The organism is Pseudomonas sp. D4-21 (assembly GCF_051132125.1).
Classification (GTDB): Bacteria; Pseudomonadota; Gammaproteobacteria; order Pseudomonadales; family Pseudomonadaceae; genus Aquipseudomonas.
Genome location: NZ_CP071664.1, coordinates 2,783,644 through 2,801,242, shown reverse-complemented (window position 1 = coordinate 2,801,242; position 17,599 = coordinate 2,783,644). Strand labels below are relative to the sequence as shown.

The following is a 17,599-nucleotide window of genomic DNA, read 5'->3' as shown; positions in this document are numbered from 1 at the left end:
GCGAGCACTTGTGGCGAGGGAGCTTGCTCCCGCTGGGCTGCGCAGCAGCCCCAAATAAGCAGCCACACAATCAATATGTGCATCAAGGAAAGGGCCGCTTCGCGGCCCAGCGGGAGCAAGCTCCCTCGCCACAGGGTCACTGCAACTGCTTGTTATCTCCCAGGGTCAGAAAAACCCGAGCGGATTCACGTCATAGCTCACCAACAGATTCTTGGTCTGCTGGTAATGGTCGAGCATCATCTTGTGGGTTTCACGCCCGACGCCGGATTTCTTGTAGCCACCGAACGCCGCATGAGCCGGGTACAGGTGGTAGCAGTTGGTCCAGACGCGACCGGCCTTGATCGCCCGGCCCATGCGGTAGGCGCGGTTGATGTCGCGGGTCCAGAGGCCGGCACCGAGGCCGAACTCGGTGTCGTTGGCGATCGCCAGGGCTTCGGCTTCGTCCTTGAAAGTGGTCACGCCCACCACCGGCCCGAAGATCTCTTCCTGGAACACGCGCATCTTGTTGTGGCCCTTGAGCAGGGTCGGCTGGATGTAATAGCCGCTCGACAAGTCTCCTTCAAGGCATTCGGCCGCGCCGCCGGTAAGCAGTTCGGCGCCCTCTTGCCGGGCGATGTCCAGGTACGAAAGGATTTTGTCGTATTGCTGCTGGGACGCTTGGGCACCGACCATGGTCTCGGTGTCCAGCGGGTTGCCGCGCTTGATCTTGGCGATTTTCTTCATGACCTCGGCCATGAACGGCGCATAGATCGATTCCTGCACCAAGGCACGGGATGGGCAGGTGCAGACTTCGCCCTGGTTGAAGAACGCCAGCACCAGGCCTTCCGCCGCTTTCTCAATGAACGCCGGCTCGGCTTGCATGATGTCTTCGAAGAAGATATTCGGCGACTTGCCGCCCAGTTCCACGGTGGACGGGATGATGTTCTCGGCCGCGCATTTCATGATGTGCGAACCCACCGGTGTGGAGCCGGTGAAGGCAATCTTGGCGATGCGCTTGCTGGTGGCCAGGGCCTCACCGGCCTCGCGGCCAAAACCATGGACGATGTTCAACACGCCGGCCGGCAGCAGATCGGCGATCAGCTCGACGAACACCGTGATCGACAGCGGCGTCTGCTCCGCCGGCTTGAGCACGATGCAGTTACCGGCGGCCAGGGCCGGGGCGAGTTTCCAGGCGGCCATCAGCAGCGGGAAATTCCACGGGATAATCTGCCCGACCACGCCCAGCGGCTCGTGGAAATGGTAGGCGGTGGTCAACTCGTTGATCTCGGCGGCCCCGCCCTCTTGCGCGCGAATGCAGCCGGCAAAGTAGCGAAAATGGTCGGCTGACAACGGTACGTCGGCGTTAAGGGTTTCGCGCACGGCCTTGCCGTTGTCCCAGGTCTCGCTGACCGCCAGGATTTCCAGGTGCTGTTCGATGCGGTCAGCGATTTTCAGCAGTATCAGGGAGCGGTCCTGGACCGACGTCTTGCCCCAGGCATCGGCGGCGGCATGGGCCGCGTCCAGGGCCTTGTCAATGTCGGCGGCGCTGGAGCGCGGAAACTCGCCGATGACTTCGCCATTGACCGGCGAAGTGTTGGTGAAATACTCGCCGTGGACCGGCGCGACGAACTCGCCGCCGATGAAATTGCCATAGCGCGGTTTGAAGGAAACGACGGCGCCTGGGGTTCCGGGTTGTGCGTAGATCATGATGGGCCTCTGCCTGGTCGATGCCTGTCGCGGGACAGGCGATAGGCCGATGGTAGAGAGCCCCGCGCGGTGGACGAATGCGTCATTGGCAGGGGGCTCTCTCGTTATTTGGTCGTAGGTTTGTAAGCGATAAGCGCAAGTTCAAGGCCGGCGCAGGCCCTTGTGGCGAGGGAGCTTGCTCCCGCTGGAGTGCGCAGCACTCCCCGCTTTTGGCGGCTGCTGCGCAGCCGAGCGGGAGCAAGCTCCCTCGCCACGGTTCTCGGCAAGGTTTTAGCGCTTGGCGACAAGTTCCTTCGGCAACTTGAAGGTCCAGAGCATGCCGCCCTGGTTGAAGTCCTTCACGCGCTTGGCCACTTCACCGCCCCACAGCGGCACCGCACCGCCCCAACCCGAGACCACGGAGACGTACTGTTCGCCGTCCATTTCCCAGGTGATCGGCGAGCCCAGCACGCCGGAGCCGGTCTGGAATTCCCAGACCTTTTCCCCAGTCTTGGCGTTGAACGCCTGCAAGAACCCTTCAGGCGTACCGGTGAACACCAAATTGCCCTTGGTGGTCAGCACCCCGCCCCACAGCGGCGCGAAGTTCTTGTGGCGCCACACTTCCTTGCCGGTTTTCGGGTCTATGGCCCGCAGCACGCCGATGTAATCCTCATTCAGCGGCTTGATGGTGAACCCAGCGCCGAGAAACGCCGCGCCTTTCTTGTAGGCGATGCCTTCGTTCCAGATGTCCATGCCCCACTCGTTGGATGGCACGTAGAACAGACCGGTGTCCTGGTTGTAGGCCATCGGCATCCAGTTCTTCGCGCCGAGGAATGCCGGAGCGACGAACACTGAGCTGCCCTTGGCCTCGCTGCCCGGCGCACCCGGACGGCTGGCCTCGTTGTAAATCGGACGGCCATCCTTGTCCAGGCCAGTGGCCCAAGTGATCTTGTCGACGAATGGGAAGCCGCGGATGAACTTGCCGTTGGTGCGGTCGAGCACGTAGAAGAAGCCGTTACGGTCGGCGGTCGCCGCCGCCTTGATGTCTTTGCCGCCGTCCTTGTAGTTGAACGAGATCAGCTCGTTGACGCCGTCATAGTCCCAACCGTCATGGGGCGTGCTCTGAAAGTGCCATTTGATGGTGCCATCGTCCGGGTTCAGGGCCAGGCGCGACGACGAATAAAGGTTATCGCCAGGGCGCAGGTGGGAGTTCCACGGTGCCGGGTTGCCGGTGCCGAACAGCAGCAGGTTGGTCTCCGGGTCGTAGTAGCCGCCCAGCCAAGGCGCGGCGCCGCCGGTTTTCCAGAGATCGCCCGGCCAGGTCTTGCCCGCCTCGCCGCCGGAAATACCGTTCTCCACGGCCTTGCCGTCCTTGTAGACGTAGCCCATGTGGCCTTCAACGGTCGGCCGGGTCCACAGCAACGCGCCATTTTTCGGATCGAATGCGGTGATCTGGCCGACCACGCCGAATTCGCCCCCCGCCACGCCGGTGATGAGCTTGCCATTCACAACCATGGGCGCGGCGCTGATGGAATAGCCTTCCTTGTGGTCGGCGACCTTCTTGCTCCACACCACTTTGCCGGTGTCCTTGTTCAGGGCCACCAGCTTGGCGTCCAGCGTGCCGAAGAACACCAGGTCGCCATACAACGCCACGCCCCGGTTGATCACGTCGCAGCAAGGGCGGATGTCATCGGGCAAGCGCGCGTCGTATTGCCAGAGCTTCCTGCCGGTGCGCGCATCCACCGCAAACACCCGAGAGTAGGAGCCGGTGAGGTACATCACCCCGTCCTTGATCATGGGCTGGGCCTGTTGACCGCGCTGCTTTTCACCGCCGAAAGAAAACGCCCAGACCGGACGCAGGTCCTTGATGTTATCGACATTGAGGGCATCGAGCGGGCTGTAGCGCTGGCCCTGCACGCCCAGGCCGTTGGTCACGACCTGCTGCGGATTCTTCGGGTCCTGGAGAATTTCCTGGTCGGTCACGGCGGCCAAGGCCGAGCCGGACAGCAGCATGGCACTGAGCAGCAGGCTTACGGCGAAGGGCTGGCGACGTGCGGGATGAATCATGGCGGCTACCTCTGCGGTTATTGTTATACCCGGGAAAATTTCCCGGTCTGTCGCAGATTCTTGGGCCGGGGGCCGCCGCCAACAATTGCCCGCTGTGTTGAGTTTTCTAGTTCCTTGGTACACATAGAGGTAAGCAAATACCCCGTGGCGAGGGAGCTTGCTCCCGCTGGGCTGCGCAGCAGCCCTTCTGTTGTCCCCCTGGTTATCAATGTTGACTGGCTATCTTAGGGCCGCTGCGCGCCCCAGCGGGAGCAAGCTCCCTCGCCACGGGGATGTGTGATCAGTCAGGGTTTTGGGTATCCACCCGCGTCATCCCCGCCCGCTCATAACGCGGGTAAAGATGACTGACGCTGCGGATCAACTCATACCGGCTCAAGCTGATCCCGGCGAAGCGCTCGGGGATGGGGCTGCGGATCATTTCGGCCATGTCGTCGCCCCGGGCGGCGCCCTCGCGCATCAGTTGGTCGAGCCAGCCGAGGTAATCGTGCATCTGTGCGAAAGGCCGGGCGTCGATGGCCACCGGGCCGTGGCCGGGGACGATCTGCTTCCAGGGCAGCGCCTGCAGCGTGTTCAGATCGTTGAGCCAGATATCCAGGCCGGGGCTGTTCGGGGTGGTCAGGGCCCGTTCATAAAACACCAAATCACCGGCAAACAGCACGCCGGTGGTTTCATCGAGGATCGCCAGGTCCGCCCCGGTGTGCCCGGCCAACGCAAGCAGGCGCAGCGAGTGATCGCCGACCTTCAGCGTACCGGGGCTCAGCGCCTGGGTCGGCAAAACCACTTCGGTGCCGCGCATCCAGTCGCCCACCAGCCGGTACATGTTTTCCGCCATCGCATCGCCCTGCTGTCGCAGCAGGTCGGCGGTGCCCGCCAGCGCACCAACAGGCACGCCGTTGAAGGCCTGGTTGCCCAGCACATGATCGGGGTGATGGTGGGTCAGCAGCACCTGGATCACCGGTTTGTCCGTCGTCGCCGCGATGGCCTGGCGCAGCGACTCGCCGTAACGCTTGGACGGGCCGGTGTCGATGACCACCACCCCGACGTCGGTGACGATGAACGCCGTGTTGACGATGTTGCCACCGTTGGCCTTGGCGAAATTATCCGTGCTGCCTTCCAGCAGCCAGGTGCCCTCGGCGATCTGCCGGGGCTTGAGGGAATAATCGGAGGACCACGCCGGCAGGCACAGTCCAAGACAGATCAGCAACAACCAGCGCATGGTGCGCTCCTTGTGGTCAGGGAATGGCCGCCTCGAATTCGTTGCCGCTGTTGTCTCGCAGCACCAGGCGGGTCTGTCCCGGGCCTTGGATGTCGAAGCCCAGGTTGGGGTTTTCACTGACCGCCGGGAACAGCTCCAGGCGCGCCAGCAGCTTGCCGTCAGCGTCCAACAGTTGCGCCTGGTTGAGGAAAAACTCAGGGATGCCGCTCACCAGGCCGTTGTCCATGGGATGGGCTATCTGCAAGCGCAGGCGATTCGAGTCCCCACGCGGGTAGCGCCCGCCCAGCACTTCGCCCAGGTGTTCTTCCCAACCCGGTTGGGTGCGCACCACGCTGGGCGCCGTGCAACCACCACCGGCCGCGTCGATCAAGGCCGAGCCAACGTGCCACAGGCCGTCGCGGGTCTGTACGGCGGCACGTAACGGCGTGGCCTGCTCGATACGAATGCGGATCGACAGCCACGGCAGCACCCGCTCCGAAGGTTGGAAGTCGACGATTTTCGGCAGTGGGTTGAGCTCGGCCCACGCCAGCACTCGTACGACATCGCCGGTGAACGCCCTGGCATCGATTTCCAGCGGCACCTGCCGCGCATCTTCGGCAAAAGGTGGCGCCAGCAGCCGCACCCGGTCGTCGAAAACGAACGGTGCGTCAGCCAGCAATTGCTTGTGATAGAAGGCCCACATCACCGATGGCACCGGATCCTTTCCCGGCTCGATTGCGCTAACCATCAATGGCAGCCAGCCCAACAGCAGCCCCAACACACGCCAGTTCATCCTGCGCTCCTATTGGTACATTTGCGGTACTTCGTAGCGCAGGCCATAGCGGGCATACACCGCCTTGAGGCTGCCGTCGCGAATCAAGCCTTCCAGCGCCTCCTCCACCGCATAGGCCAGCTGACGGTTGCTTTCATGCACCGCCATGCCGATCTCCCAGCGCTGCTTACCCATGTTCGGATAAGCGTTTTCAGCGAGGGCCAACTGCGAGTCGGCAGCCTGATGCACTTGCCAGTCGATCTCGCCGCGCATCGCCATGACCGCATCGACTTCGCCGGCCTGCATGGCCCCGAAGGCTTTGGCAACGCTGGGGTAATGGCGGGTCTTGGCACTGAGCATGCCGTTGAACACCGAGGTCAGGTAGAACGATGGCACGCTGTCGACTTCGACGCCGATGGGGTGCCGCTGGAACACCGCGACACTGCCCACCGACGCCAATCGACGGCGGTCATACGCCACCTGCCAGCACTCCTGCTGATATGGCCCGAACATCACGACCTGGGCGTTTTCCCGTTCGCCAATGTCGTTGCGCCGCTGCACATAGTCGTGATCGTACGGCACTCGCATCATCAGGTCGGCCAGTTGCCGGTCGTGCAGCGGACTGCTGCGCCAGATGTAGTCGCGCAGGTCATCGTCGAGCTTCTCGCCAGGTGGCGCCCACATCAGTTTCAGCCGCACGCCCATGGCCTTGGCCAAGGCCTGAGCCAATTCAACGTCGACGCCCCTGGGCTGGCCCTGGTCTTCGAAACTGTAGGGGGCAAAGTCCTTGTAGACCGCGACCTTCAATTCGCCGTCGGCGATCATCTGGTCATAGCCGCGGACCTGCGCCTGCACCGCCGAGCCCCACAGCAACAGGCTGCACATCACCCAGGCGAACAGGCGCATGGCGGTCACTCCTCGACGTGTACGCTGTCCAGATAGGTCCGCACCGCCCACAGCGCTTCCTGGCTCAGGTAGTCGGCCATCTTCGGCATATAGACCCGGCCGTCGCGCACCGCGCCATGGCGCACCCGTTCGACGAACCATTCGTCACCGGCTTCGGCGGCATCGAGCATGCGCAAGTCCGGGGCGATCCCGCCGGACTTGGCTTCCAGGCCATGGCAGGCCGCGCAGTTCTGGTTGTACGCCGATGCGCCGATTTCGACGGCTTTGTCCCGTTCGGGAGCATTGCGATAGGGGTTTTGCGAGGCCCAGCCATCGGCATCCAACGGCAGGTTGGTGTCTTTGATCGGGGTCAGTCCCTGGGTTTCCACTGCCTGGGGCACTACGTTGCCATGGGCCCATGCGGAGCCTGCGCCGGTCAGCCCCATCAGCAATGCGGTAGCGATGATGGCGTTGCGTTTTGTTGTCATTGTTATGCCCTCGAAATTGCACGCAAGACCTCTTCGCAGAGGCCGTGCCGTCATCTTAGGAACCGTCTGCCGCCAACCGAATGCTGCTTTGGTGGTCGCGGTCTAGTTCCTTGGTAGCAGGCCATCCGACGCTAGTCGCAAAGACAGGCGCCCTGGGAAGTTTTCCCGGCGAGGGCGGGATTTTTTCCGTATCGGACCAGGGGGGCGAGACCCGACCCTAGTCAGGCCAAAACCTCACTGGGAATCCCACCATGACAATAAAAACGCTCCCTGCCCTCTCGTCCCTGACCGTTGCCTTGCTGCTGGCCGGCAGCCTGTCCCTGGGCCCACAGGCCAACGCCGCCGTTACCTGGGAAGACATCGCCAACGATCACCTGACCACCAAGGACGTGTTGCAATACGGCATGGGCACCAACGCCCAGCGCTGGAGCCCGCTGGCCCAGGTCAACGACAAGAACGTCTTCAAGCTGACCCCGGCCTGGTCCTATTCCTTCGGCGACGAGAAGCAACGCGGCCAGGAATCCCAGGCCATCGTCAGCGACGGCGTGGTCTACGTCACCGGCTCGTACTCACGGGTGTTCGCACTCGACGCCAGGACCGGCAAGCGCCTGTGGACCTACAACCACCGCCTGCCGGACAACATCCGCCCATGCTGCGACGTGGTTAACCGGGGCGCGGCCATCTATGGCGACAAGATCTACTTCGGCACGCTGGACGCCCGGGTCGTCGCCTTGGACAAAAACACTGGCAAGGTGGTGTGGAACAAGAAGTTCGGCGATCACGCCGGCGGCTACACCATGACCGGCGCCCCGGTGCTGATCAAGGACAAGACCAGCGGCAAGGTTTTGCTGATCCATGGCAGCTCCGGCGACGAGTTCGGCGTGGTCGGGCAATTGTTTGCCCGCGATCCGGACACCGGTGAAGAAGTCTGGATGCGCCCCTTCGTCGAAGGCCACATGGGGCGGCTAAACGGCAAGGACAGCACCCCGACCGGCGACGTCAAGGCGCCGTCCTGGCCCGACGACAAGACCACCGAGACCGGCAAGGTCGAGGCCTGGAGCCACGGCGGCGGCGCGCCCTGGCAAAGCGCCAGTTTCGATCCCGAGACGAACACCATCATCGTCGGCGCGGGCAACCCCGGCCCGTGGAACACCTGGGCGCGCACGGCGAAGGACGGCAATCCCCACGATTACGACAGCCTCTACACCTCCGGGCAGGTGGGCGTCGACCCCAGCACCGGTGAAGTGAAATGGTTCTACCAGCACACGCCCAACGATGCCTGGGACTTTTCCGGCAACAACGAACTGGTGCTGTTCGACTACAAGGACAAGGACGGCAAAATGGTCAAGGCCACCGCCCACGCCGACCGCAACGGCTTCTTCTACGTGGTGGACCGCAACAACGGCAAACTGCAGAACGCCTTTCCCTTTGTCGACAACATTACCTGGGCCAGCCACATCGACCTGAAGACTGGCCGCCCGGTGGAAAACCCTGGCCAGCGTCCGGCCAAGCCATTGCCCGGTGAAACCAAGGGCAAGCCGGTGGAAGTCTCACCGCCATTCCTCGGTGGCAAGAACTGGAACCCCATGGCCTACAGCCAGGACACCGGGCTGTTCTACGTACCGGGCAACCAGTGGAAAGAGGAGTACTGGACCGAGGAAGTCAGCTACAAGAAAGGCTCGGCTTACCTGGGCATGGGCTTTCGAATCAAGCGCATGTATGACGACCACGTCGGCAGCCTGCGAGCCATGAACCCCACCACCGGCAAGGTGGTGTGGGAGCACAAGGAGCCTCTGCCCCTGTGGGCCGGTGTGCTGGCGACCAAGGGCAACCTGGTGTTCACCGGTACTGGCGATGGCTTCTTCAAGGCCTTCGACGCGAAAACCGGCAAAGAGCTGTGGAAGTTCCAGACCGGCAGCGGCATTGTCTCCCCGCCCGTCACTTGGGAGCAGGACGGCGAGCAATACATCGGCGTGACCGTTGGCTACGGCGGCGCCGTACCGTTGTGGGGCGGAGACATGGCCGAACTGACCAAGCCGGTGGCCCAGGGCGGTTCGTTCTGGGTGTTTAAGATTCCGAGTTGGGATAAGGCGACGGCGCAGAAATAACCCTGACCTCCACCACAATCCCTTGTGGGAGCGAGCTTGCTCGCGATGGCGCAGTGTCAGTCAACATCAATGCCGGCTGAACCACCGCCATCGCGAGCAAGCTCGCTCCCACAGTTAACATCGAGTTCATGCTATGAAATCATTGCCCTTGTTGCTTCTGTTCATCAGCGCGTTTGCCAACGCCGACGACACCCCACTGACCCTAAACGGCTGCCTCATTGCCGAATCCAGCCAATGCCCCGGCGCTAACCTGCGGGGCGCCCACCTGGCCAACCAGGACCTGCGCAAGATGAACCTCGCCGGCGCGGATCTGCGCGACGCCGACCTGCGCCATGCCCGGCTGGACCTGGCGAATCTAGAAAAGGCCCAGCTACAGGGCGCCAACCTGAGTCGCGCGAGCCTGCAACAAAGCAACCTTCGCCTGGCGGACTTCAGCGATGCCACGCTCAAGGCGATCCAGGGCTGGGGCCTGTTTGCCCAGGGCGCGCAGTTTCAGCGAGCCGACCTGACGGCCGCCTATCTCCAGTTCGCCCGCTTGTCCGGCGCCCGCCTGCACGACGCCAACCTGCAAGCCGCCGACCTGGAAATGGCCTGGCTGAGCAAAGCCGACCTCAAGGGCGCCGACTTGCGCGATGCCAACCTGCAGGAGGTCAAACTGGGCGAAAGCAACCTGGAACAGGCCAACCTGACGGGCTCGCGGCAGCACTATGGGAATTTCCAGGATGCGAATATGCAGGGGTGTGTCGGATGCCCAACGTCTTGGGAACAATGAAGCTCCCGTGGCGAGGGAGCTTGCTCCCGCTGGGGTGCGAAGCAGCCCCAATTTGTACGACTCAATTAACCTGACACACCGAGGCGCCGGCCTTGGGGGCGCTTCGCACCCCAGCGGGAGCAAGCTCCCTCGCCACAATTGGCCGGCATTTCAAGTCAGGGACTCACCCAGCCACCCGCACCACTCCCATATCGATCCCCAAATGCACCAACTCGGCATGGGAACTGACCTGCAACTTACTCTTGAGCAACGTCAGATGGTTGGACACGGTCTTGGCGCTGATGCATAGCTGTTCGGCAATGGTGCGCGCGGGAGTGCCATTGGCGAGCATGACGAAGATCTCCAGCTCGCGCTGGGTCATCGATTGCAGGCGTGGATCGCTGTCGTGGCGGGTGGTGGCGCAGGCCAACTGAGTGGCCAGGGCCTGCTCGATGTAGGCATGGCCGGCCAGCACTCGCCGTACCGCCTCGATCAATACCTGCGGCGCCGAATTCTTGGTCAGGTAGCCCGCAGCGCCCGCGTCCAACGCCTGGCGAACCAACGGCAACTCGTCGTGCATGCTGAAGAACAGCACCCGCAGTTGCGGCAAGCGTTGACGCAGGCGCCGGGTGGTTTCCAGCCCGCTGATCCCCGGCAGGCCGAAGTCCATGATCACCAGGTTCGGCACTTGTTCCTGCACCTGGCTCAACGCCTCTTCGCCGCAGGCCGCTTCGCGCACCTGCAGCTGTGGCATCAAAGTCCGCAACAAGCTGGCGTAGCCCTGCCGAACCACGGCGTGGTCGTCCACCAACAAAATGTTCATGAGGCCTCCAAGGGAATATTCAAGGCCAGCGCCCAACCCGCCCCGGGCCGACTGATGATCCGCAGCTCACCACCAAGGCTGCGCGCCCGTTCCGCCATGGAATGCAGGCCCACGCCGGCCCGGGAGGGCTGCTGGGCACCGCGTCCGTTATCGCGCACCCATAGCCGCAGGCGACCGGCGCGGTGCTGCATGCGGATCCGCACCTGGCTGGCGTCGGCATGCCGTGCGATGTTGGTCAGCGCTTCCTGCAACAGGCGGTACAACTGAGCCTTGTGCGATGCGGCCAATGGCGGCGGTGCTCCATCGACCCGTAACTGACAGGCGATGCCGTGGCTGTCCTGCCATTGCCGGGCCAACAATTCAATGGCCTCACCCAACGGCAGATGCTGGAGCACGACCGGATACAAGTCGTTGACCAAGGCGCGAAAGCCTTGCTGCAAATGATCGCAGTGTTCTTCCAATTCGTTGGCGGTCTGCTCCAGCACGGGCGGCTGATGAATCACCAGGCGCAACAAACAGGCCCTCGCGCGAATACCTGCCACGTACTGGCCCAAATCGTCGTGCAAGGTTTGCGCGAGGGACCTGCGCTCCTGCTCCTGGACGGCCAGCAACGCCTGGGTCAGCCGCGCATTGTCGGCCCGAGTCTGGCCCAGGGCGGCGGTCATGCGGTTGAAATGCGCCGCCAATTGCTGGGCTTCCGATAGGCCCTCGGGCCGCAGATGCACTTGCAGGTCGCCGCTGGACACCTGGTGCAACGCCTGTAGCAACTCGTCCAGCAGGCGCATACCCCGGCGCACCGCCCAGCGGATCGCCAGCAGGCTGAGCAGCAACGCCATCGCGCAAACGCCAAGCAACTGCACCAGGGAATCGAAGATTTCATCGACTTCGTCACCGGGGTCGACGGCAATCCAGGCCCGACGACCGTCCTGCAACTCGACGATCTGGGCGGCAGGCCCTTGGGCCAGGAGTCGACGCCCCAACCAGGCGTTCAAGCCAGGCTCCTGTGCCGGCGCGTTTTCGCCGGGCGCCAACCAGCGCACCCGAACGTGACGCAGGCTGCCGGTGAGCCGCGACTGGAGGCTGGCCGGGTCGCGCTGGGCAGTCTCGCGCAGGTAATGCACCACCGACTCGGCCGATTGCAGTTCGCGTCGCACATCCACCGTGGCCTGGTGCAACAGCAGCGTTGCGCAGGCCAGGGTGACCAGGGCGAAGAACGCCGTGACCCAGAGGTTGATGCGCCAGAGGGCAGACATGGTCAGTGCTCCAATCTGCGAATCACACCGGCCCCCTGTGGGAGCGAGCCTGCTCGCGAAAGCGAAGGCACATCCAACATCAACGTCGGCTGGACCAACGCTTTCGCGAGCAGGCTCGCTCCCACAAAGGACACTTTAGGTCGATCCACGCCTATCAAACTCAGGATCAGCAACAACGGCAACAGCAGCGTCTTGAACATTCGCACGGTCTGTCCGCTCCCTGATGAATGACAATTGAAAGCATCCTAAAACCCCGGCGCCTGGGGCGAGCTACTACCTTGGTACTGCCCCAGCGGTACTTTCTGCATATTTCCCCGGCATCACGGCCTTCCTATGCTGGCGCTACCTGCAATGGAGGACGTCATGCGCTGGCTTGTCAGTTACGCCCTGATCTACCTGTTGGCCGCATCGACCGCCCAGGCCAGCGATGCCGCGCCGTTGCAGGTGCGCATCGGCTACCTGGGTTACCGTCCCGACCCCGGCCCGCTGCTGTCCAACGTCATCGCTGAACCCACCGATGCCGGATTGCGCGGCGCCGAACTGGCGATCATCGACAGCAACAGCACCGGGCGATTTCTCAAGCACGACTACCGTCTCGAAAGCGCTAACGTCGACAACCCGCAGGCACTGCTGGAGGCCGCCCGTGCCCAGCATGAACAGGGCCTGCGTTTGTTCGTGGTGAATGCGCCAGGCGAAAGCCTACGCCAGCTCAGCGCCGCCCTGCCCGACAGCCTGCTCTTCAACGCCGGCAGCCCCGACGACAGCCTGCGCACCAGCGGCTGCCTGAGCAACGTGCTACACACCCTGCCCGACCGCGCGACACTGGCCGACGCTTTGATCCAGTTCAGCGTCGTGCGCAAATGGCAGCGGGCCTTGCTGATCGTCGGCCAGACACCCGAAGACCAGGCCTACGCCGCTGCATTGCGCCGGGCCATGAAACGCTTCGGCATGAAGATCGTCGCCGAGAAACCTTGGCAGTTCGATAACGACCAGCGCCGCAGTGCCCAGGCCGACATGCCGCTGTTCACCCAGGCCGTCGAGTACGACGTGGTGCTGGTAGCCGACGAGCGCGGCGACTTCGGCGAATACGTGCCCTATCAGACCTGGCTCCCGCGCCCGGTCGCAGGGACTCAGGGACTGACGCCCACCGGTTGGCACAAGACCGTCGAGACATACGGCGCGGCGCAGTTGCAAAAGCGCTTCGAAGCCTTGGCCGGCCGCTGGATGAACGACCGCGACTTCGCCGCCTGGATCGCCGTGCGCAGTATCGCCGCCGCCGTGAGCAAGCTGCGCCAGGACGAGCCATTCGCCATTCGCCAACTGGCCCTTGGCGACGAGCTGCCGCTGGATGGATTCAAGGGCCGCAAGCTCAGCTACCGGCCCTGGAATGGTCAACTGCGCCAACCGATTCCCCTGGTTCAGCCTCGGGCCTTGGTCAGCACGTCGCCCCAGGACGGTTTTCTCCACCCGTCCAACGAAATGGACAGCCTGGGCTTCGACCGGCCCGAAGTGAGCTGTCGCTACCCCTGATCGATCACAACAATAAGGAAAACGCCATGCGCCGCCCCCTGCTCAACCCGGCTCTGCTTTGCCAAGCCCTCGCCCTGGGCGCCTCGCTGCTCCTTGCCGGTCCCGCTGCCGCCAGTATCGCCTGGGTCTCCAACGAAAAAGACAACAGCCTCAGCCTGATCGACCTGCAGAGCCTGGAAGTTGTCGATACCTTGCCGGTAGGCCAGCGCCCGCGAGGCTTGTTGTTGTCCCATGACAACCGCCTGTTGTACATCTGCGCCAGCGATTCGGACCGCGTCCAGGTGATGGACGTCGCCACTCGCAAGATCATCAAGGAGCTGCCCTCCGGCAAGGATCCGGAGCAATTCGCCCTGCACCCCAACGACCGCTGGCTCTACGTTTCCAACGAGGACGATGCGCTGGTCACAGTGATCGACACCCATACCTCCGAAGTGCTGGGCCAGATCGGCGTCGGCGTCGAGCCCGAAGGCATGGCCGTCAGCCCCGACGGCAAGTGGGCGGTCAACACCAGCGAAACCACCAACATGCTGCACTGGATCGACACCAGCACCCAGACCCTGGCCGACAACACCTTGGTGGACCAACGGCCGCGTTTCGTCGAGTTCAATCGCGACGGCACGCAACTCTGGGCCTCGGCGGAGATCGGCGGGACGCTGACTATCCTCGACGTTGCCTCGCGCCAGGTGCTCAAGACTCTGACCTTCCAGATCAAGGGCGTGCACCCGGACAAGGTGCAGCCAGTGGGCATCAAGCTCAGCGCCGACGGCAAGCTGGCATTCGTCGCCCTGGGCCCGGCTAACCATGTGGCAGTGATCGATGCCAAGACTTTCGAAGTGCTGGATTACCTGCTGGTGGGCCGACGCGTCTGGCAGCTGGCGTTCACCCCGGACCAGAAGCAACTGCTGGCAACCAACGGAGTCAGCGGCGACGTCTCGGTGATCGACGTGCAGAGCCGCAAGGTGCTCAAGTCGGTGAAGGTCGGCCGCTATCCCTGGGGCGTGGTGGTGACGCCATGAACGCCTTGGAGGTCAGCGACCTGAGTTTCGCCTATGGTGCGCGGCAAGCCCTGCGCCAGATCAGCTTCAGCGTACCGCCCGGACGCTTCGCCGCCCTCCTCGGACCGAACGGCGCTGGGAAGTCGACGCTGATTGCGTTGCTGACGCGTCTGTACGATGTTCAGCGCGGCGAGATCCGCGTCGGCGGTCATTCATTGCGCACGTCACCGCACCAGGCGTTGCGCCAGTTGGGCGTGGTGTTCCAGCAAAGCACGCTCGACCTGGACCTGAGCGTCGAGCAGAACCTGCGTTATCACCTCGCGCTGCATGGCTTTTGCCGGCGCCAGGCCGATGCCCGGATTGAAGCCGAACTGGCCCGCCAGCAGTTGACCGAACGACGTCACGAGCGGGTGCGCCACCTCAATGGCGGACACCGGCGCCGGGTGGAAATCGCCCGGGCCCTGCTCCACGAACCGCGCTTGCTGCTGCTGGACGAGCCGAGCGTCGGGCTCGATCCGGCCAGCCGCCAGGCTTTGGGGCAACACATTCGCCAACTGTGTCGCGAACAGGACATCAGCGTGCTCTGGGCCACGCACCTGCTGGACGAAGTGCAGCCCAGTGATGACCTGCTTATCGTGCATCAGGGCCGGCTGGTCGCCAGCGGACGGGCCGAGGACGTGAGCGAGGAACACGGCGGCAGTCTCGGCTCGGCCTTTGATCGATTGACCGCCTCGGGAGTTGCCGCATGAACGCGTATTGGCGATGTTTCCTTGGCGTCGTGATGCGCGAATGGCTGCGCTTCGTCTTGCAACGCACGCGATTGCTCAGCGCACTGGTGCGACCGTTGTTGTGGCTGCTGGTGTTCGCCGCCGGCTTCCGGGCGGCGCTGGGCATCGCCATCATCGCGCCCTATGACACTTACATCCCCTATGAGGTGTACATCGTGCCGGGGCTGGCCTGCATGATCCTGTTGTTCAATGGCATGCAAGGCTCGCTGTCGATGGTCTATGACCGCGAAATGGGCAGCATGCGCGTGCTGCTGACCAGCCCCCTGCCCCGGGCCTTTTTGCTGGCGAGCAAATTGCTCGCAACCTCGCTGATCTCGCTCTTGCAGGTCTACGCCTTCCTCGCCATCGCCTGGCTCTACGGTGTCCAGCCGCCAGCCATGGGCGTGCTGGCGGCATTGCCGGCCTTGCTTTTGGTGGCGCTGATGCTCAGTGCCCTGGGCCTGTTGTTGTCCCACGCGATCCGCCAGCTGGAGAACTTCGCCGGGGTGATGAACTTCGTCATCTTCCCGATGTTTTTCCTGTCTTCGGCGCTGTACCCGTTGTGGAAAATGCTCGAAGCCAGCCCCTGGTTGTACTGGCTGTGCGCGGTGAACCCCTTCACCCATGGCGTGGAGCTGGTGCGGTTCGCGTTGTATGGGCAATTCAATGTGCTGGCGATGGTTGTGTGCGTGGGGCTGACGCTGCTGTTCGCGCTGCTGGCGGTGTGGACGTTCAATCCGCAGCATGCGGCGTTGCGCAAGGCCAATTGACCTACCTGATACACACAGCCCCTTGTGGGAGCGAGCCTGCTCGCGAATGCGGTAGACCAGACACATCTATGCTGCCTGACCCACCGCTTTCGCGAGCAGGCTCGCTCCCACAGGGGATTTGTGTGATCCGTGATGAAAATTACTACTTTAGTACCGTTTTTCCTGTCTATGGTCGCATTCACAAGACCTCGACCCTGGCATGTAATGGGCGCATAACAAAAAGGATAAATCCCATGCCCCGTTTGCTGGCCATCGTCTTGCTGGGCCTGGCGCTGAATGTCGCCCAGGCCGACACTGCGTTGTTTTCGGCGCAGGGCTATCGCATTACCCAATACCGCAGCCCCACGCCCGCCTCCGCCCAGGGCGCGCAAACCGTCGACACCGAAGGCTTGCAGCGCCTGCTTGGGCAAACGCCCGCCCCGGTGTTGATCGACGTGTACCGTCGTCCATGGGTCCAGGGGCGCTTCATCGACACCGAGCCCCACGCCAACCTCCCCGGCAGCCTATGGCTGGCCAATACGGGCGATGGTGAGCTGGAGGCGAACTGGCAGGATTACTTCACCTCCCACCTGCGCAAGGCCACCGACGGGCGCCTGGACCAACCCTTGGTCTTTTACTGCCGCTCCGATTGCTGGTTGAGCTGGAACGCGGTAAAACGCGCCGCGTCCATGGGCTATAAACATTTGTATTGGTACCGCGACGGCCTCGACGCCTGGGAGGCGGCCAACCTGCCCTTGCAAGCGGCCCGCCCCGAACCTTTTCCCTGATGCAGCGCCCTGCGTGCAATTGCCCCAACACGACAATAACGAGGTGAATGGCCATGTATAAAATCCTGATAGCCGACGATCACCCACTGTTTCGCGAAGCCATCCACAACGTCATCAGCGACGGGTTCGCCGGTAGCGAGGTGATGGAAACCGCCGACCTGGACAGCGCCCTGGCGCTGACCCGCGAACACGACGACCTGGATTTGATCCTGCTGGACTTGAACATGCCCGGCATGCACGGCCTCAACGGCCTGATCAACCTGCGCAACGAAGCGCCGACCATCCCCGTGGTGATCGTGTCCGCCGAACAGGACAAGCAAATCGTTCTGCAGGCCATCACCTATGGCGCGGTGGGTTTCATCACCAAGTCTTCACCTCGCTCGCAAATGACCGACGCCATCGAGCAGATCCTCAACGGCAACGTGTACTTGCCGCCGGACATCATCCGCACCCAGAAGAGCCCCACGGGCCGCCGCTTGAACGAAACCCCGGCGTTCCCGCCCGAACTGCTCCAGGCCCTGACGCGCAAGCAACTGCTGGTACTCGAACGCATGACCAAGGGCGAGTCGAACAAGCAGATCGCCTACACGCTGGACATCGCCGAAACCACGGTCAAGGCTCACGTCTCGGCGATCCTGCGCAAGCTCAACGTGCATAACCGGGTGCAGGCGATTCTCAGCGCGGGGGATATTGATTTCGGGGCTTATTTGCGGCGTTGAACGGCTGAACACTAACGGGACACTGTGGCGAGGGAGCTTGCTCC

The 17,599-nt window shown here is 63.1% G+C and carries 17 protein-coding genes; 8 read left to right on the top strand and 9 right to left on the bottom strand.

The features are described from left to right. Positions 1–165: 165 nt before the first annotated feature. The 6 genes from exaC to pedF form a co-directional block, all read right to left on the bottom strand. On the bottom strand, positions 166–1,686 hold the full coding sequence (exaC, locus tag J3Q04_RS12550; RefSeq protein ID WP_420763895.1) for an acetaldehyde dehydrogenase ExaC: 1,521 nt from the start codon (positions 1,684–1,686) through the stop codon (positions 166–168). A 270-nt stretch (positions 1,687–1,956) separates the two neighbouring features. After that, the gene (locus J3Q04_RS12545; protein WP_434605778.1) at positions 1,957–3,732 is read right to left on the bottom strand and encodes a PQQ-dependent methanol/ethanol family dehydrogenase; all 1,776 of its coding nucleotides are present in this window, start codon (positions 3,730–3,732) and stop codon (positions 1,957–1,959) included. 280 nt (positions 3,733–4,012) lie between these two features. Continuing rightward, positions 4,013–4,948: a quinoprotein relay system zinc metallohydrolase 1 gene (locus tag J3Q04_RS12540; protein WP_434605780.1), complete on the bottom strand. Its 936-nt coding sequence runs from the start codon at positions 4,946–4,948 to the stop codon at positions 4,013–4,015. 16 nt (positions 4,949–4,964) lie between these two features. Continuing rightward, positions 4,965–5,720, bottom strand: a complete 756-nt coding sequence (locus J3Q04_RS12535) for a quinoprotein dehydrogenase-associated SoxYZ-like carrier (RefSeq protein WP_434558882.1) — start codon at positions 5,718–5,720, stop codon at positions 4,965–4,967. 9 nt (positions 5,721–5,729) lie between these two features. Continuing rightward, entirely contained in the window at positions 5,730–6,605 is an 876-nt protein-coding gene (locus tag J3Q04_RS12530; protein ID WP_434605782.1) for a substrate-binding periplasmic protein, read from the bottom strand. A 5-nt stretch (positions 6,606–6,610) separates the two neighbouring features. After that, entirely contained in the window at positions 6,611–7,072 is a 462-nt protein-coding gene (gene pedF, locus J3Q04_RS12525) for a cytochrome c-550 PedF (protein ID WP_420763890.1), read from the bottom strand. Between the two features lie 251 nt (positions 7,073–7,323). Between pedF and exaA the strand changes: the two genes are divergently transcribed. Further along, positions 7,324–9,180 (top strand): quinoprotein ethanol dehydrogenase, encoded by a 1,857-nt coding sequence (gene exaA / locus J3Q04_RS12520; RefSeq protein WP_434558886.1) that lies wholly within the window; start codon positions 7,324–7,326, stop codon positions 9,178–9,180. A gap of 133 nt (positions 9,181–9,313) precedes the next feature. Further along, a complete protein-coding gene (locus J3Q04_RS12515) occupies positions 9,314–9,952 on the top strand; it encodes a pentapeptide repeat-containing protein (RefSeq protein ID WP_434605785.1) in 639 nt (212 codons plus the stop codon). A gap of 163 nt (positions 9,953–10,115) precedes the next feature. Here the strand turns inward: J3Q04_RS12515 and J3Q04_RS12510 are convergent, their stop codons facing one another. Genes J3Q04_RS12510 through J3Q04_RS12500 form a run of 3 tightly spaced genes read right to left on the bottom strand, consistent with a single transcriptional unit; the run spans position 10,116 to position 12,207 of the window. Beyond that, positions 10,116–10,754, bottom strand: coding sequence for a response regulator (locus J3Q04_RS12510; protein ID WP_434605787.1), 639 nt, complete (start codon positions 10,752–10,754; stop codon positions 10,116–10,118). Beyond that, complete coding sequence (locus J3Q04_RS12505) at positions 10,751–12,007, bottom strand: histidine kinase (protein WP_434605789.1); 1,257 nt, start codon at positions 12,005–12,007, stop codon at positions 10,751–10,753. The genes J3Q04_RS12510 and J3Q04_RS12505 overlap by 4 nt, the downstream gene beginning before the upstream one ends. Positions 12,008–12,009: 2 nt before the next feature. Next, complete coding sequence (locus tag J3Q04_RS12500) at positions 12,010–12,207, bottom strand: hypothetical protein (protein WP_434605791.1); 198 nt, start codon at positions 12,205–12,207, stop codon at positions 12,010–12,012. Positions 12,208–12,370: 163 nt separating this feature from the next. Here J3Q04_RS12500 and J3Q04_RS12495 point away from each other — a divergent pair, with 163 nt between their 5' ends. The 6 genes from J3Q04_RS12495 (at position 12,371) to J3Q04_RS12470 (ending at position 17,555) form a co-directional block, all read left to right on the top strand. Continuing rightward, a complete protein-coding gene (locus tag J3Q04_RS12495) occupies positions 12,371–13,537 on the top strand; it encodes an ABC transporter substrate-binding protein (RefSeq protein ID WP_434605793.1) in 1,167 nt (388 codons plus the stop codon). Positions 13,538–13,563: 26 nt separating this feature from the next. Beyond that, a complete protein-coding gene (locus tag J3Q04_RS12490; protein WP_434605795.1) occupies positions 13,564–14,553 on the top strand; it encodes a YVTN family beta-propeller repeat protein in 990 nt (329 codons plus the stop codon). Then, a complete protein-coding gene (locus J3Q04_RS12485) occupies positions 14,550–15,281 on the top strand; it encodes an ABC transporter ATP-binding protein (protein WP_434605797.1) in 732 nt (243 codons plus the stop codon). Before J3Q04_RS12490 ends, J3Q04_RS12485 begins: the two co-directional genes overlap by 4 nt. Beyond that, positions 15,278–16,069: an ABC transporter permease gene (locus J3Q04_RS12480; RefSeq protein ID WP_434605798.1), complete on the top strand. Its 792-nt coding sequence runs from the start codon at positions 15,278–15,280 to the stop codon at positions 16,067–16,069. The genes J3Q04_RS12485 and J3Q04_RS12480 overlap by 4 nt, the downstream gene beginning before the upstream one ends. A gap of 233 nt (positions 16,070–16,302) precedes the next feature. Next, positions 16,303–16,836, top strand: a complete 534-nt coding sequence (locus tag J3Q04_RS12475) for a PQQ-dependent catabolism-associated CXXCW motif protein (RefSeq protein ID WP_434605800.1) — start codon at positions 16,303–16,305, stop codon at positions 16,834–16,836. Positions 16,837–16,889: 53 nt separating this feature from the next. After that, on the top strand, positions 16,890–17,555 hold the full coding sequence (locus J3Q04_RS12470; RefSeq protein ID WP_039588789.1) for a response regulator transcription factor: 666 nt from the start codon (positions 16,890–16,892) through the stop codon (positions 17,553–17,555). Positions 17,556–17,599 lie beyond the last annotated feature (44 nt).